Origin of the sequence: Slackia isoflavoniconvertens (genome assembly GCF_003725955.1) — a bacterium.
In the GTDB taxonomy this organism is placed as follows: domain Bacteria; phylum Actinomycetota; class Coriobacteriia; order Coriobacteriales; family Eggerthellaceae; genus Slackia; species Slackia isoflavoniconvertens.
The window spans coordinates 55,301-71,362 of record NZ_QIBZ01000002.1 but is presented as its reverse complement, the minus strand read 5'-3'; the positions used below and the strand labels follow the sequence as shown (position 1 = coordinate 71,362).

The window sequence follows — 16,062 nt, the reverse complement described above, 5'->3', positions numbered from 1 at the left end:
GCGGCATGACGAACGTTTAGCCCGTCATGCCGCTCTCGTCATGTCTGATTTGCTTGCTTATTCCGCAAATTTCAGTAGCTCGGCGGGCGCGTCGATGAGCGCGCCGGGGTTATTGTTCGTAAGGTGGTCGAGCGTTTGGTAGCCCCATTTCGCGCCAATGGGGAATGCGCCAGCGTTGTTCGCGACCTGCATGTCCACGTCAGAATCGCCGACATACGCCACGCGTTCGATTGGCACGTCGAGCGTTTTCGCGACGAGCGTGAGGCCTTTCGGGTCGGGCTTGCGCGGCACGGGACCATCGCCAAGCGCGAAATCCATGAGGTCAGCGAAGTAATGCTTGGTCAGAATTTGCACGCCGCCGTCGTATTTGTTCGATAGCACGGCGAGCTTCATGCCGCGCGCCTTCAGCTCGGCCAAGGTGTCGAGCATGCCGTCGTACACAGTCGTTTTCTGGTTGCCCACTTCGTCGTAGCGCGCTTTCCACCAGGCGAGCGCCGCTTCGGTGGCGTTGTCATTCAGGTCTTGCGGCAGCGCTTGCAGAATAAGCGAACGCAAGCCGTTGCCGATCATGGCCAAGATTTCCTCGGTGGTGTGCGTGGGGTAGCCGAAGTGCGTGAGCGTTTCATTGGTCACGTCGACCAAATCGGGCAGCGAATCGAGCAGTGTGCCGTCCATATCGAACACGAACGCCTCAAGCGGTTCGTGGGTGCGAAGCAATTCCATCGTGGGATCCTTTCGTGTTGGCGCGGCTGTGCCGCGCAAGTTTTGACCGCCTCGCAGTATACCTGTCGCATTTGACGCGCGTGTGGTGGGTGTTTTCCGAAAAGGTGTCGGCATGCTCGGCGGGACTGGTCGCTCGTTCGAGAAAGGGGTCGGCCTGCGGGCATGTTCGTTTGCTTGTTTGAGGGAATGCCAGTTTGTTCGGGCTCCCTTGAGACTCGTTTGCTCGAGAGGGGCCAGCTGGTCATGCGGGTTCGCCATCGTGCTCGGCGGGACTGGTTTGTTTGGTGGGGTCAGCCTGCTCGGACTGTCGAGTTTCTCGGTGTGTCTTTAGGCGACTGTCGTGGGCGTCAGTTGGGTTTCGTTGCGCGCATGTTTCGTCTCGCGTTCGCTGTTTTATCTGGTATCGCGCGTTGCGCCCCTTGGCCGTCGCGCGTTGCGCCTCGCGAACGCCCTAAGGCTTCTGTTGCTTTCTCGCCGCACCTGGAAATTGCCGCGTGAGCATGTATTATGAATAGTCGCAAAATACAACGAAGAGAAGGATGCGTTCATGCAGATTTTCGTGACCAAAGACTATCAGGAAATGAGCGAAGCCGCCGCCGACATGATTGTCGACCTGGTCGAGGAGAAACCTGGCTGCGTGTTGGGCTTGGCCACCGGCTCCACGCCTGAGGGCCTCTACGCCGAAATCGCCAAGCGCCACGAAGCCGAGGACATCGACTTCTCGCGCGTTGCAACGTTCAACCTAGACGAATATCGCGGCCTGCCTGCCGACCATGAGCAGAGCTATCACTACTTCATGCAGAAGCACCTGTTCAGCAAAATTAACGTGCGCCCCGAGAACACGCATGTGCCCAATGGCGCCAACCCCGATGCTCAGGCCGCATGCGATGCCTACGAGGCTTCCATCCTGCTTGCCGGCGGCGTTGACCTGCAGCTTCTGGGCCTGGGCCACAACGGCCACATCGGCTTCAACGAGCCCGCGCCCGAATTCCCGAAGGAAACCCACTGCGTCGACCTTACGGAGTCCACCATTAACGCGAACAGCCGCCTGTTCGATTCCGCCGACGAAGTGCCCCGTCAGGCATACACCATGGGCATTGGTACCATCATGGCCGCCAAGCAGGTGCTCGTCGTGGTGAGCGGCGAAGACAAGGCGCAAATCGTGCGCGATGCCTTCTTCGGCCCCGTGACCCCCGAGGTTCCCGCGTCCATTCTGCAGTTCCATCCCAATGCGGTGGCTATTGTGGACGAAGCGGCGTTCTCGCTGTGCGGCGACCTTGCCGATGAAGGCTGCGGTTGCGGCGATCCCGATTGCGATTGCGACCACGACCACGAGCATGGCGAAGGCTGCGCCTGCCACGAATAGTGAAACCAAGGAAGCGGCCCCTGTGGCCGCTTCTTTTTTGGGCTAGGTGGCGACATTGGCCTTTGCGCAACGTTTCGTCAAAGCGTGGATGCTGCGCGCTCGTCGCGGCGCCATCTTCGCAACGTGTATTTCAACTGGTCACGATTAAATTGAGGCAGGGTTTTCTGCCTATAACGAAAGGAAGCGCGGCATGCTGAAAATTGCTGGTGCGAAAGTTTTCAAGAACGGCGAATTCGTCGAAGACGATATCTTCATCGAAGGCGACCGCATCGTTGCGACCGGCGACGAGATGGGCGAGGTCATCGATGCCAAGGGACTGCTCGCCATTCCTGGCTTGGTCGACGTGCATTCCCATGGTGCGGTGGGGCATGATTTCTGCGACGGCACGCATGAGTCAATCGACGCCATCACGCGCTATGAGGCCAGTCGTGGCGTAACTGCATGGTGCGGCACGACCATGACGTTCCCCGAGGAAAAGCTCGCGGGCATTATGGAATGCGCCGCCGAGCATGTTGATGCCCCCGATGCTGCCGCGCTGGTGGGTATCAATATGGAAGGTCCGTTTATCAGCCCTGAAAAGGTGGGCGCACAAAACCCCGCCTACGTGCAGCAGTGCAATGCGGCAATGTTTTGTCGCTTGCAGAATGCGTCGGGCGGCAAAATCAAGCTTGTCGATATTGCCCCCGAGGAGCCCGGTGCGCTCGAATTCGTTGATGAAATGCACGATGACGTGCGCATTTCCGTTGCCCATACGTGTGCGAATTACGATCAGGCGGCCGAGGCCTTCCGCCGCGGCGCCAAGCATGTGACGCATTTGTACAACGCCATGCCGGGGCTGCATCATCGCAAGCCGGGCGTGATTCCTGCGGCGCTCGAGGCAGGCGCGACTCCCGAGATCATCGCCGATGGCGTGCATATTCACCCCGCCATGGTGCGCCTTGCGTTCTCGATGTTTGGTGCCGAGCGCATGATTCTGATCAGCGATTCCATGGAAGCCACCGGCATGCCCGATGGCGAATATAGCCTGGGCGGTCAGGCCGTGACGAAGAACGGCTCGCATGCCACGCTGCACGACGGTACGCTGGCTGGAAGCGCGACCGACCTGATGGGCTGCATGAAGGTTGCCGCTACTGAAATGGGCTTGCCGCTCGAGGTGGCTGTGCGCGCTGCGACGGAAAACCCCGCACGCGCGATTGGCCTGTTCGACGAGCGCGGCAGTCTCGACGCGGGCAAGGTTGCCGACGTGGTGTTGCTCAATGCCGACCTGAACGTCGCGGGCGTCATTTTGCGCGGCAAACGCATTCGCTAACTTGTTCAAAAATAGCTTCGAATGTGGCAACGATCTATGCTCGCTTGCGCGTCGATTGTAGTGTGATGCGTTGCGACCTGGGCTTTTCTAATTGCAAGTCGCTTAAGTCAGGTCTGTGCTCGGTTAAAATGCCACATTCGGGCACCTTTTTGCGCATATTTCTGCCACGCTGCTTTCGCGGTGCGCTCTCAAACAAGCTTGCGCCCCGGCTCCGCTTTCGCGCGTCCGCACCGCACGTGCTCCTTCGTGCATGGTTTTGGCTTGCCGTTTTCCACACGCGTACGTGTTCGCGCTATACTCGCTGATAGATGGCACTTTAGAAAGAGGCACTCATGAAATACGAAGAGCTCAAAGATGAAATCAAGGCCGCGATGAAGGCGCACGACAATGTGCGTCGCGACATTCTGCGCCAGGTGCACGGCGAGATCAAGAATATCGAGGTCAACGAGCGTCGCGAGGTGACCGACGCCGACGTCGATGCTATGCTCAAGCGCGTCATTAAGCAGACGAGCGAAACGCTCGAGGGCTCTATCAAAGCCGCGAACAACGACGAGCGCACGGCCATGCTGAAGGAGCAGGTCGAGATTCTTGAGGGCTACCTGCCCAAGCAGCTCGCGGGCGACGAGCTTGTGGCGCTTGTCGAGAAAACCATTGCCGATCTTGGCGCCACCACCAAGCGCGAAATGGGCAAGGTTATGGGTGCGCTTACCGCTGCCACCGGCGGAAACTTCGACAAGGCTCAGGCCGCCAAGGAAGTTGGCAGCCGCCTGTCGTAGCTGGCGCTCAACACCATCGAACAGAGTTTTAAGCATAAAGAAGCGCGGTTTTCGAATCGCGCTTCTTTGATAACGAAGCAATGCGCAAGAACCTTGCCCCAGGGCCGTTCGTGCGCTCTTTTTTGAGGTGCGACGGAAGTGCCCAATGCGGCGTATAATCGCACAAGCTTTCTGCAAACCATCTTTTGAAGGAACTGCATTTATGGCAACCGAAAAACCCGATTTCATTCCCGTTCTCATCGGCGGCGATATGAATTGCTACAGCGTCGCGCGCGCCATTCATGAGGAATATGGCGTGAAGAGCTACGCGTTTGGTCGCTTCCCCGCGGGCGACACCATGCATAGCCGCATCGTGGAGTGCTTCTATGACGAGCATATGGACAAGCCCGAAGTAGTGTTGGCGAAGGTGAAGGAATTTGCTGCGCAGCACCCCGATAAAACGCATCTAGTGTGGGGCTGTGCTGATGTATATGCGCAGGTCATTTCTGAAATTCAGAACGATTTGCCCGAAAACTGCGTCACGCTCTACATTCAGCCCGACCTGCGCGACAAGCTCGAAAGCAAGCTGAGCTTTTACGAGATGTGCGACAAGTATGGCATTCCGTACCCCAAAACGTTTGTGGTGCGCCCTAGCGAGTGGGAACAGGGCGTGGCCGAGGCCGACCTTACCGAGGAGAAAATCGGTTTCAAATACCCCATCATCGTGAAGCCGTCTATGAGTTCCACGTATTGGGAGCACCCGTTTGACCACATGAAGAAGGTGTACACCGCGCAAAACCCCGCCGAGGCGGCGCATATTTTGGGCCTCATTTTCGGTGCGGGCTATCCCGATGAAGTGCTGCTGCAAGACATGGTTGTCGGCGAAGATTGCAACATGAACGTGCTCACCGCGTATTGCGATCGCAACTGCAAGGTGAAGCTCATCTGCTTCGGTCGCGAAGGCCTCGAGGAGCACACGCCCACCGCGCTTGGCAACCCGTGCGCCATTATCACGCAGCCCAATCCTGAGTTGCAGCAGCTCATTAAGAACTTCCTTGAGGAAATTCATTTCACGGGCTTCGCGAACTTCGACATTAAGCGCGACGATCGCGACGGCTCGTACAAGGTGTTCGAGGTAAACCTGCGCCAAGGCCGCACGAACTACCATGTGACCGCTGCCGGCCACAACCTCGCAAAGTTCGTCGTGGAAGACCGCGTGTATAAGCGTGATTTGGGTGAATGCGTCGAAAATACCAACGAGGTGTTCTGGCATTCCGTGCCGCGCAAGGTCGTTTACGATTACGTGAAAGACCCCGCGTTCGTTGAACGCGCGAAGAAGCTCGTGGCTGGCGGCAAGGAATCGATGACGTTTGATTACCCGTATGATTTGCGCTTCAACCCCATGCGTTGGGCTTGGGTGAAGATTCACGTGTTCCGTTACTTCGACAAGTTCAAAAACCCCGAGAACTATCGCTAAGTGAAAGTTGAAAGGCCAGCCCGTGCTGGCCTTTTGCATGCGTGGACGTGCGAGATGCGGTGCGGCGCCGAGGCGCACGGGCGGCGTCGTATGCGGCGCATGGTGCACGGGCGTTGTGTGCAGACGCTACGCCCCGGCGCCCCGCCGCAGGTCGGGTCGCGGCGCCCTGGCTTTCTGCGCGTTTGCTTTGGCTTGAACCCTCGTGGCTTTGGCGGTTGCCGACCCTGGTGGCTTCCGCGATCGCGCCGGAGCCAGTTGCTTCTGCGGTTGCCAATGCGGTCGTTTCCGCAATCACGCGCGTCGTTTCTTCCGCACGCGTGTGAACAACGGCGGCATTAGGCGTTTTGACGAAGATTCGCGCGAAGATGTGCAAGCGCGGTAAAATTCAGATTTCAGCGATTTATCGGCTTTAATGCTGTGCCATACAAACGAAAGGTGCCCTATGTGCGGATTCGTCGGATTTACCGGTGATGTCGAAAACAAGGAGCAAGTGCTCACGAGCATGATGGACCGCATCGTCCACCGCGGTCCCGACATGGGCGATACGTTCTTCGCGCCGGGCGTGGCGTTGGGCTTCCGCCGCTTGTCGATTCTCGACCTTACGCCGGCGGGCTCCCAGCCCATGAGCAACGAAGACGGCAGCGTCGTCATCGTGTTCAACGGCGAAATTTACAACTTCATGGAGCTTCGCGGCGAGCTCGAGGCGAAGGGCTATACCTTCCACTGCGGCGCCGACACCGAGTCGCTTCTGCATGGCTACGAGGAGTGGGGCGAGGAAATCGTCGACAAGCTTCGTGGCATGTATGCGTTCGTTATCTGGGATAAGAAGAAGAATCGCCTGTTCGGCGCTCGCGATATTTTCGGCATCAAGCCGTTTTATTACTCCGAGGCCGAAGATGGCAGCGGCCTGATGTTCGGCAGCGAGATCAAGAGCTTCCTCGCGCACCCGAAGTTCCACAAGGCCGTGAACCACAATGCGCTGCGTCCGTATCTCACGCTGCAGTTCTCCGCGACCGACGAAACGTTCTTCGAGGGCGTGTACAAGCTGCCGGCCGCGCATTGCTTCACTTACGATCTGGCCACCCACACGATGGATGTGCGCCGCTATTGGGATTGCGATTTCTCGGAAATCGACAAGCCGTTCGAGGAATATGTCGACGAGCTCGATGAAGTGGTGCATGAAAGCGTGAGCGCGCACCGCATCGCCGACGTGAAGGTGGGCAGCTTCCTTTCGGGCGGTGTCGATTCGAGCTACATCGCCGCATGCCTCATGCCCGACAAAACGTTCTCGGTTGGTTTCGATTACAACAAGTTCAACGAAACCAATTACGCCAAGGAGCTTTCTGACAAGCTGGGCATCGAGAACTACCGCAAGATGATTTCTGCGGACGAATTTTTCGAAGCCTTGCCCGAGATTCAGTATCACATGGACGAGCCGCAGTCGAATTTGTCGAGCGTGCCGCTGTGGTTCTTGGCACAAATGGCTGCTGAGCAGGTTACGGTTGTGCTTTCGGGCGAAGGCGCCGACGAGATTTTCGGCGGCTATGCATGGTATGAGGACAACCCGTCGGTCGCGAAATACAAGCGCATGGTGCCGTTCGGCGTGCGCCGCGCGCTGGGCAAGACAGCGAAGCACATGCCGTATTTCAAGGGCCATAACTTCCTTATGAAGGGTGCCGAAATGGCCGAGGAATACTTCGTTGGCCAGGCGCTCGTGTGGCCTGAGCGCGAAGTCTCGAGCGTGCTGCGCCCCGAATATGACAAGGGTGAAGGCGCTTTCGAGCTGGCCGCGCCCATTTATGCGCGCGTTTCCGATAAGAGCGAGCTCATTCGCAAGCAGTACCTCGACATGAACATGTGGTTGCCGGGCGATATTCTGCTCAAGGCCGACAAGATGTGCATGGCGCACTCGCTTGAATTGCGTGTTCCATTCCTTGATCGCCGTGTGATGGAATTTGCCGAGCATATTCCCGATCGCTATCGTGTGAATGAAAACGGCAACAAGCTCGTGCTGCGCCACGCCGCGAACAAGAGCCTGCCCGATGAGTGGGCGACGCGTCCGAAAGTCGGCTTCCCCGTGCCTATGATTTATTGGCTGCGCGAAGAGAAGTGGTACAACTGGGTGAAGGAATACTTCACGGCGCCGTGGGCGAGCGAGTTCTTCGATTGCGACGTGCTTATGGGATTGCTTGACGAGCACTACGAGGGCAAGGCGCAGAACCAACGCAAGATTTATACGCCGCTTGTGTTCCTTATTTGGTACAAGCGCTACTTCATCGACGAATAGCGAACGAAAGAAAGCCGCCCCGGGGCGGCTTTCTTGTTTGGGGTGGGTTGCGTGCGACGTTAAGCGCCCAGAACCTCGTGGGCAATGGCTGAGTCGCTCTTGATAGGCTCGAAGTTGTCACCGCGATGCTGCAGCTCTTCTTCGCCTTTGGCGAGAAATGCGATAACCGTGGGTTTGCTGCTTTCGTGGGCGACTTCCACGGCGCGCTTGAAGGCTTCTTCGCGGTCGTAGATGATTTCGTGCGCAACGCCTTCGGGGGTGTTGTTGGCCATCTCGGCGCAAATGTCTTCCACGCGATCGTGCGCGGGGTCCTCTTCGGCGTAAATGAGCAGGTCGGCATAGGCGCCGGCGGTTTGCGGCAGCATCTCGCGGCGCTCGTACGCCTTGCCGCCTGGCGCGCCGAAGATGGCGATAATCTGCTGACCTGGGTATTCCTTCTTCAACGACTTGAACAGCGTTTCGAACGAAAGTTTGTTGTGCGCGTAGTCGACGATGGCGGTGATGGGCTCGTTCGGCGAAGCGATGATTTCCATGCGGCCAGGCACGCGTACGTGCGAAAGGCCCTGCTCAATCGCGTTCCAGCCGATGCCCAAAAGACGCGCGCACGCGATGGCGCACAGCGCATTTTCGGCATTGAACAGGCCTGCGATGCTCAGCTTTATCGTGTGAGCGCTGGCCGAAGCATCTTCTTCGCCTGCTGCTGCGGCGAGTTTGGTGCTTTCTGCGATATCGAACTCGATGCCGCCTTTAACCGTGCGCACGTTGCAGGCGACCAAATCGGCGCTGTCGCAGTCGACGCCGACGGTGAACAGCTGTGGGGCAGCTTTCGCGGCTGCCATGACCTCATCGACGTGTTCGGTGCCAAGGTTTACCACGGCGCATTCGCATTGGTCGAAAATGCGGAGTTTGCTTTCGAAATAATCTTCGAACGTGGGGTGCTCGGCGGGTGAAATATGGTCGCGGCCGATGTTGAGGAAGCAGGCGATGTTCAGGGTGAGCCCCAGCACGCGGTCGTATTTGAGCGCCTGACTGGAAACCTCCATGACCATATGGGCGCGGCCCGAAGCCACGGTATTGGAAAGGTGGCGCCACAAATCGGGCGATTCGGGCGTCGTGTTGCAGCTTTCGAATTCCTCGATGCCGTCGTCGGTTTCGATGGAGCCAAGAATCGAGGTGCTCACCTCGGCGGCGTCCATAATGGCGTGCAGCATGTACGAGGTTGTGGTTTTGCCTTTGGTGCCCGTGATGCCCACGATGTTCAGCCCGGTGCTCGGGTCGCCATAGGCGACCTTCGATGCCGTAGCCATGGCGCGGCGCACGTCGGCGGCCACGATTGCGGGGGTGCCTGCGGCTGCGGCGGCCAAGTCGGCGGGCGCGGTTAGTTTGCCCTGCTCGTCGAGCTCGCCCTGGCACAGATAGGCGACGGCGCCGCTTGCGATGGCGCTTTCGAGAAATGTCGGCTTGAAGCCCACGCCTTTACAGATGAACAGGCATGTTGCGGCGGCCTTGCGCGAATCGATCGCGACGCCGCGAATTTCGGTGGACGCATCGCCCACGATTTCGCAGTCGGTGCCGTTGGCGCGAATCGCCTCGGCGATGGCTTGAAGTGAGACAAGGGGCGTGCCGCCAAAATCATTGGTCTGGGGCAGGGTGGTGCTCATGATGACTCCTTGTTTTCGATGGTGCAGCTGCGAGTGCGTTCTTGGAGCGCGTCGGCTGCGGTTTTCGGGCGCTCTTTCGGTCCCGGTTTCTCGTGTTGTAAATATTCCAGCATTGTAGTCTTCTTTTGCAGGTGGGCTTGCGCCGCACCTCCGTATTCACGCCCAAGTCAGAATCACGACCTGCTAAACGCTACGAGCATTTAGCAGGTTCTGGGGTTTACAATGGCCAGGTTTGAAGAATCGCTGATTCATTTTCGCGATACGGCATGCATAGAAAGATCCACTTATATGAACGCTTCCGAAAACACGTACGTCTACCCGAATGGCATCGCTGGCCCTGCTCCCGAGCCCGCTCCAGGTGACGATGCGGCCGACTCTCGCCTGCGCCGAATTATGGGCGATGATGGCATGGACCGCCTGGCGAACGCGACGGTCATGGTGTTGGGCTTGGGCGGCGTGGGCTCGAGCTGCGTTGAGGCGCTTGTGCGCGGCGGCGTGGGTCGTTTGGTGCTCATCGATCGCGATGTGGTGTCGCCGAGCAATGTGAATCGCCAGGTCATCGCGTTTCAGAGCACGATGGGCCGCCGGAAAATCGACGTGATGCGCGAAATGTGCCTAGATATTAACCCGAACGTGCACGTCGTTACCAAGCATTCGTTCGTGCTCGCCGAGACTTTCGACGAGCTGTATGCCGAGTGCCTCGAAGAGTGTGACGGCCGCATCGATTTCGTTCTTGACTGCATCGACACTATTTCGACGAAAATTTTCATTGCGGAATTCGCGCAAAAGCACGGCTTGCGCTTGATAAGCGCCATGGGTGCCGCCAATAAGCTGCAGCCTGAATATTTGCGTGCGTCCGATTTGTATGAAACCGTGAACGACCCCATTTCGCGCATCATGCGCAAGGAATGCCGCAAGCGCGGTATCAAGCATCTGCGCGTCGTGTATTCTTGCGAGCAGCCTGTGCCCGTGCCGGTGCGCGAGGGCGCTTCTCGCAGTGAGCGATCGAATTTGGGCACGGCATCGTATATGCCTCCCATGATGGGTCAAATGATCGCGGCTGAAACGCTTCGCGCCATCGCACACGTGGGGGAATTCGCCGACTAACTGGTGATACGGTCCTTCCTCGAAAATCTTTCGCGCCGTTGCGTTTGGGTTGTTTGCGTCCTTTGTCCTTTGGGTGGTATAACCTTATTGGGAAGAACGTGGGGGCGCGTGCATAAAAAGAGGGGGACGCAATGACGGTCTTTGATTTGTATGACATGCATTGTCACCTGGCTTTTTCTCCCGATACTCGAGCGGCGGCCATCGCGATGCGCCAAGGGGGAATAGGCGGCATGTGCGCTACGGTGACTCCCGATGAATATCACCTTGCGTCATTGGCCTTGGCCGATGAGCTCAATCGAAATTCCAACTTCAAACTCGGTGTGGGTTTGCACCCGTGGTGGCTTTCCGACGGTTCGTGCGGCGCCGATGCGGTTGATAAGCTCGTTGCCTACGCTGCCGAAACGCGCTTTATTGGCGAAATCGGTCTCGATTTTGCGCCTCGTCGTGCCGAAAGCGCCCAACTGCAGCGCACGGTGTTCGCGCGCATCGCCGCGGCGTTGAGGGGCAAAGTGCTCTCGATGCATGCCGTGAAAAGCGTGGGCGCGGCGCTTGATCTTATGGAAAGGGTGGGACTCGTGGCTCCTGGTGCGCCGCAGGGCCCTCAAAACCCGCAGGGTACCGCGGTGATTTTCCACTGCTTCTCTGGTTCAGGTGTCGAGCTTGCGCGCGCCATCGAATGCGGCTGCTATTTTTCCATCAACCCTCGCATGCTTTCCACCAAGCGCGGCCGCGCGTATGTGCAGCAAATCCCTGAAGAAAAATTGCTGCTTGAAAGCGACCTGCCGCCCGCCGCGGGCGCGGAATTCAACGCTCGAGAAGTGCGCGCGCTGCTGGAAGCGTCCCTCGAGCATATGGCAGAGCTGCGCAGGTGCCGCCTCGATTCATTGAAGGAGAAAGTGGCGGCTAACAGCCGTGCTCTTCTCGAGGGATAACCAAGCCTGTTGTGGGGCCGCTGGCATAAAATCATCGCTGGTTTCCGCGGCGCTTTCAATATACTCAGTATGAGGGATTATTCAGGAAACCGCGCCGCGTAAGGGGTCGCTATGGCATTCGTCGAATTTAAAGATGTGCGCAAGATTTATACCATGGGCGAAGTGCAGGTGGCTGCCGTCGATGGCATGTCTTTCGAAATCGAGCAAGGCGAACTCGTGGTGGTCGTCGGCCCCTCGGGTTCGGGCAAAACAACGTTGCTCAATATGATGGGCGGCATGGATTCATGCACATCGGGTTCTATTACGCTCGATGGCGCCCGCGTCGACCAGTTCGACGAAAAGCAGCTCACCGATTACCGTCGTTACGATATTGGCTTTGTATTCCAATTCTATAACTTGGTGCAAAATCTTACCGCGCTCGAAAATGTGGAGCTTGCGAGCCAAATTTGCCGCAATCCTCTTCCGCCTGCCGACGTGTTGACCCAGGTGGGGCTCGCGCATCGCATGGATAACTTCCCCGCGCAGCTCTCGGGCGGCGAACAGCAGCGTGTGGCCATTGCCCGTGCCATCGCGAAAAACCCGAAGCTCTTGCTGTGCGATGAGCCCACGGGCGCACTCGATTACAAAACGGGCAAGGCCATTTTGAAGCTGTTGCAAGACACGTGCCGCGAAACGGGCCGTACGGTGGTGCTCATTACGCACAATTCCGCGTTCTGCGCTATTGCCGACCGCGTGATTCATGTGAAAGAAGGAAAAGTCGAGCGCATGGAGCTCAATGCGCACCCGCAAGCCGCCGAAACGGTTGAGTGGTAAGTATGGCGAGCGCATTCGGAAAAGATCTACGGCGTTCTATCACCCATTCGTGGGGCCGCTTTTTGGCGATTGCGATTATTGCCGCACTTGGTGCGGGCTTTTATGCCGGCCTGCGCATGACGGGGCCCGACATGCGCCTTGCGGGCGACGAATACTATGACGGCACGAGTTTGGCCGACGTGCGCGTGGTTTCGACGATTGGATTCGATGAGGCGCAAATCGACGCGTTGCGCGATGTGGAGGGCGTTTCGGCTGTTATGCCCGCTCGCGAAGCCGACGCCATTTCAGAATTGGATGGCGTGCAATATACGCTGTGCTTCCAGTCGCTTGATGTTGACGCTGCCCAGGCGAGCACGTGCGACGATGGCTTCACCGTGCAATCGAGCGACGGTTCGTATTTGAACAGGCCTATCTTGAAGAGCGGCACCTGGCCCACGAAAAGCGACGAGTGCCTGCTTTCTTCTGACACGGTGTGGCAGACCGATGTGCATATCGGCGACAAGGTGCGCCTTATCGAGGGCACGCAAGACTTGGACGATAGCTTCGCCGAGCGCGAGTTCACGGTGGTCGGCTTCGTGAATTCGTCGTATTACACGTGCTCGACTAACGTGGGTTCGACGTCGCTTGGAAGCGGCCGTCTTACGAGCTTCGTGCTCGCTCCCGATTCGGCCTTCGCTGACGATTATCCCATTACCGAAGCGTTCATCGCGGTCGATGGTGCGCGCGACTTGCCATGGGCAAGCGATGCCTACCAGGCGAAAGTCGACGAAGTTGCCAATCGTATCGACGCGATTGCCGACGATTTGAAGGCGTCGCGCATCGAAGGCCTGCAGGCAGACGCTCAGGCCACGCTCGATGAAAAGCGTGCGGAATACGAGCAGAAGAAGGCCGACGCGCTCGCGCAGCTCGACGATGGCCAGGCGACGCTCGACGATTCTAAGGCGCAGCTCGATTCTGCGGCCGTTGAGCTTGAATCGGCGAAGGCGACCATTGCTCAAAGCGAATCGCGGTTGGCAAGCGGTCGCGCCCAGTATGAGTCGGGCGTGGCTGAACTCGCCGACCAGCGTTCGCAGGCGCAAGCGGCATTGGCTCAGGCTCAGGCGTCGATTGACGAAGGGTGGGCGAAATACCACGCCGCCATGCAGACGCGTGAAATGCTGAACAATAAGCTCGATGAAGCGCAGAAGGGCCTCGACCGGGTGAACGATGGCCTTGCGCAGGTCGCGGCCAGAATTGAGCAGGCGCAGCGGGCGATTGATGAGTTGCAGGCGCAAATTGATGCGTTGAATCCGGCCGATCCTACGCATGAGGAAACGAAAGCGAAAAAAGCAGCTCTCGAGCAGCAGTTGCCTCAAGCCAAGGCGGCTTTGTCGCAGCTCCAGCAGCAGCAAGCGCAGCTTGAATCCCAGAAAACTGAAATCGAGGCGGGCATCGTTCAGCTTCAGGCGGGCATCGCTCAAATCGATACGGAAACCGCGGGCGTGCCTGAGCAACTTGCGGCGGGCGAGCAGGAGCTTGCTGCCCAGAAGGCTGCGGCCAACCAGGGCTTCGCGAGCGGTCAGGCCTCGCTTGATGCCGCTGCGGCGCAGCTCGCCCAAGGCCAGGCGCAGCTCGATGAGGGCCGCGCTCAGCTCAAAAGCGGCCAGGCCGAATATGCCGACGGTTTGTCGCAGTGGGAAAACGGCGCTGCCGAGCTTGCTGATAAGCGCGCCCAGGCCGAGGCCGAATTCGCCGATGCCGAAGCGCAGCTCGCCGACGCCCAAGCCGAGGTGGACGACATTGCCACTATGGATGCCGACGTGTATGCGCTCGATTTGAAGAAGAACATCGGCGCCGAAAGTTTCCGTTCTGACGCGGGACGCATTGACCAAATTGCGCAGGTGTTCCCACTGCTGTTCTTCCTTGTGGCCGCCTTGGTTTCGCTTACGACTATGACGCGCATGGTCGATGAAGAGCGCGTGCTCATTGGCACGTTTAAGGCGCTTGGCTATTCCAATGGGCGCATCGCCTCGAAGTATTTGGTGTATGCCATGGTTGCCAGCGGCGTGGGTTCAATCGTGGGCATTGTACTGCTGTCGCAATTCCTGCCGTGGTTCATCATGAATGCGTACGCGATTATTTATGTTGTGCCGTGCAGGCCTACGCCAATCGACCCTGCTCTGTTCTTGCTGGCGGCGGGCCTTTCCGTGGGCATCACGGTTGCGGCAACGCTGTTCGCTGCGATGGCCACCCTGCGCGAAAAGCCGGCAGCCCTTATGCTGCCGCGCGCGCCGAAGGCCGGCAAGCGCATCCTCCTCGAACGCATTCGTCCGCTGTGGAGTCGCATGTCGTTCAGTTGGAAGGTCACCGCGCGCAACCTCTTCCGCTATAAGCGCCGTTTCTTCATGGCGATTATTGGCATTGCAGGCTGCACGGGGCTTTTGCTCACCGGTCTTGGCTTGCAAAACGCCATCAACGACATCATCGACAAGCAGTATGGCGAGCTGTACCACTACAACGCCATCGTGCGCATGGATCCCGATGCTGCCGATGCCGAAAAGAATGCCGTGGCCAAACGCGTCGAGGCCGACTCCGAAGGTCCGAAGGCATGGGTGCTTACCGAGAACAAAATTGTGCGCACTCCGGGCGCGTCGGATGAAATCGACCAACGTGTCGAGTTGAACGTGCCGCAAGATACGCAGGAATTCGGCAACTTCAACACGCTGCGCACGCGCGTGGGCCACAAGCCCCTCGCGATTGACGATGAAGGCGTGCTCATAAGCGAGAAGCTCGCGACGAAGCTGGGCGTTTCGGTGGGCGATTCCATCGCGATTTACGACGAGGATGCCATTGGCAACGCGACGGGCGAAGGCCGCGAGGTGCGCGTGTCGGGCATTATGGAGAACTACGTGGCGCAATACGTGCTCATGTCGCCTGCGTTGTACGAATCCACCATGGGTGAAGCGCCTTCGTACGCGACGCTGCTCGCGAACGTTGCCGAGGGCGATGACGTGCGCGAAGTGTTCAGCGACGAGGTGCTCGCGATGGATGGTGTGAAAACCGTGACGTATAACGACGAAACCATCAACAGCTATCGCAGCATGCTGAAGAGCGTCGATTCGGTCGTGGTGGTGCTTGTGGTTGCTGCGGCCTTGCTCGCGTTCGTGGTGCTGTACAACCTCACGAACATCAACATCACCGAGCGTGTGCGCGAGATTGCCACGCTGAAGGTGCTTGGTTTCACGCCGCATGAGGTGAACGCGTATATTTATCGTGAAACCATGCTGCTTTCGCTGATTGGCGCATTCGTTGGTTTGTTCCTTGGCATAGCTATGGAAGGCTATGTTGTAATCACCGCCGAGGTCGATCAAGTGATGTTCGGCCGCGAAATTCACACTTTGAGCTTCGCTATCGCATTTGCGCTCACCATGCTGTTCTCGGTTATCGTGACTTTGGCGATGAAATTCAAGCTCAAGAAAATCGATATGGTCGAAAGTTTGAAGAGCGTCGACTAACGAACGCGCAGGGCGATTAGCCAAATGGCAAACATAATTGCCCTGAACGGCGACGGGCCTGCAGAACGATGCAGGCCCGCTTTTGTATGTATGCATGCGCTTTCTTGGAGTTGCCTGTGGGGCTGAATTCGTTTTCAC

The 16,062-nt window shown here is 58.1% G+C and carries 11 protein-coding genes; 9 read left to right on the top strand and 2 right to left on the bottom strand.

Translation table 11 applies throughout. The features are described 5' to 3' along the window. Window positions 1-57: 57 nt before the first annotated feature. Window positions 58-723, bottom strand: a complete 666-nt coding sequence (locus tag DMP05_RS01350; protein WP_161957437.1) for an HAD family hydrolase — start codon at window positions 721-723, stop codon at window positions 58-60. Between the two features lie 547 nt (window positions 724-1,270). Between DMP05_RS01350 and nagB the strand changes: the two genes are divergently transcribed. The 5 genes from nagB (at window position 1,271) to asnB (ending at window position 7,917) form a co-directional block, all read left to right on the top strand. Next, window positions 1,271-2,089, top strand: coding sequence for a glucosamine-6-phosphate deaminase (gene nagB, locus DMP05_RS01345; RefSeq protein ID WP_123218828.1), 819 nt, complete (start codon window positions 1,271-1,273; stop codon window positions 2,087-2,089). A gap of 190 nt (window positions 2,090-2,279) precedes the next feature. After that, window positions 2,280-3,398: an N-acetylglucosamine-6-phosphate deacetylase gene (nagA, locus tag DMP05_RS01340; protein WP_123218827.1), complete on the top strand. Its 1,119-nt coding sequence runs from the start codon at window positions 2,280-2,282 to the stop codon at window positions 3,396-3,398. Between the two features lie 332 nt (window positions 3,399-3,730). Next, entirely contained in the window at window positions 3,731-4,174 is a 444-nt protein-coding gene (locus DMP05_RS01335; RefSeq protein WP_123218826.1) for a GatB/YqeY domain-containing protein, read from the top strand. 202 nt (window positions 4,175-4,376) lie between these two features. Continuing rightward, window positions 4,377-5,630, top strand: coding sequence for a carboxylate--amine ligase (locus DMP05_RS01330; protein ID WP_123218825.1), 1,254 nt, complete (start codon window positions 4,377-4,379; stop codon window positions 5,628-5,630). A gap of 442 nt (window positions 5,631-6,072) precedes the next feature. Continuing rightward, on the top strand, window positions 6,073-7,917 hold the full coding sequence (gene asnB, locus DMP05_RS01325; protein ID WP_123218824.1) for an asparagine synthase (glutamine-hydrolyzing): 1,845 nt from the start codon (window positions 6,073-6,075) through the stop codon (window positions 7,915-7,917). Window positions 7,918-7,976: 59 nt separating this feature from the next. Here asnB and DMP05_RS01320 read toward each other — a convergent pair whose 3' ends face one another. Beyond that, entirely contained in the window at window positions 7,977-9,578 is a 1,602-nt protein-coding gene (locus tag DMP05_RS01320) for a Mur ligase family protein (protein ID WP_123218823.1), read from the bottom strand. 288 nt (window positions 9,579-9,866) lie between these two features. On the opposite strand from DMP05_RS01320, the gene DMP05_RS01315 reads away from it, so the two are divergent. The 4 genes from DMP05_RS01315 (at window position 9,867) to DMP05_RS01300 (ending at window position 15,924) form a co-directional block, all read left to right on the top strand. Beyond that, on the top strand, window positions 9,867-10,685 hold the full coding sequence (locus DMP05_RS01315; protein ID WP_123218822.1) for a tRNA threonylcarbamoyladenosine dehydratase: 819 nt from the start codon (window positions 9,867-9,869) through the stop codon (window positions 10,683-10,685). A gap of 131 nt (window positions 10,686-10,816) precedes the next feature. After that, window positions 10,817-11,617, top strand: a complete 801-nt coding sequence (locus DMP05_RS01310) for a TatD family hydrolase (RefSeq protein WP_123218821.1) — start codon at window positions 10,817-10,819, stop codon at window positions 11,615-11,617. Window positions 11,618-11,728: 111 nt separating this feature from the next. Continuing rightward, window positions 11,729-12,430 carry an ABC transporter ATP-binding protein gene (locus tag DMP05_RS01305; protein ID WP_114615611.1) on the top strand — a complete coding sequence of 234 codons (702 nt, stop codon included), beginning with the start codon at window positions 11,729-11,731 and terminating at the stop codon, window positions 12,428-12,430. 2 nt (window positions 12,431-12,432) lie between these two features. Continuing rightward, the gene (locus DMP05_RS01300; RefSeq protein ID WP_123218820.1) at window positions 12,433-15,924 is read left to right on the top strand and encodes an ABC transporter permease; all 3,492 of its coding nucleotides are present in this window, start codon (window positions 12,433-12,435) and stop codon (window positions 15,922-15,924) included. Window positions 15,925-16,062 lie beyond the last annotated feature (138 nt).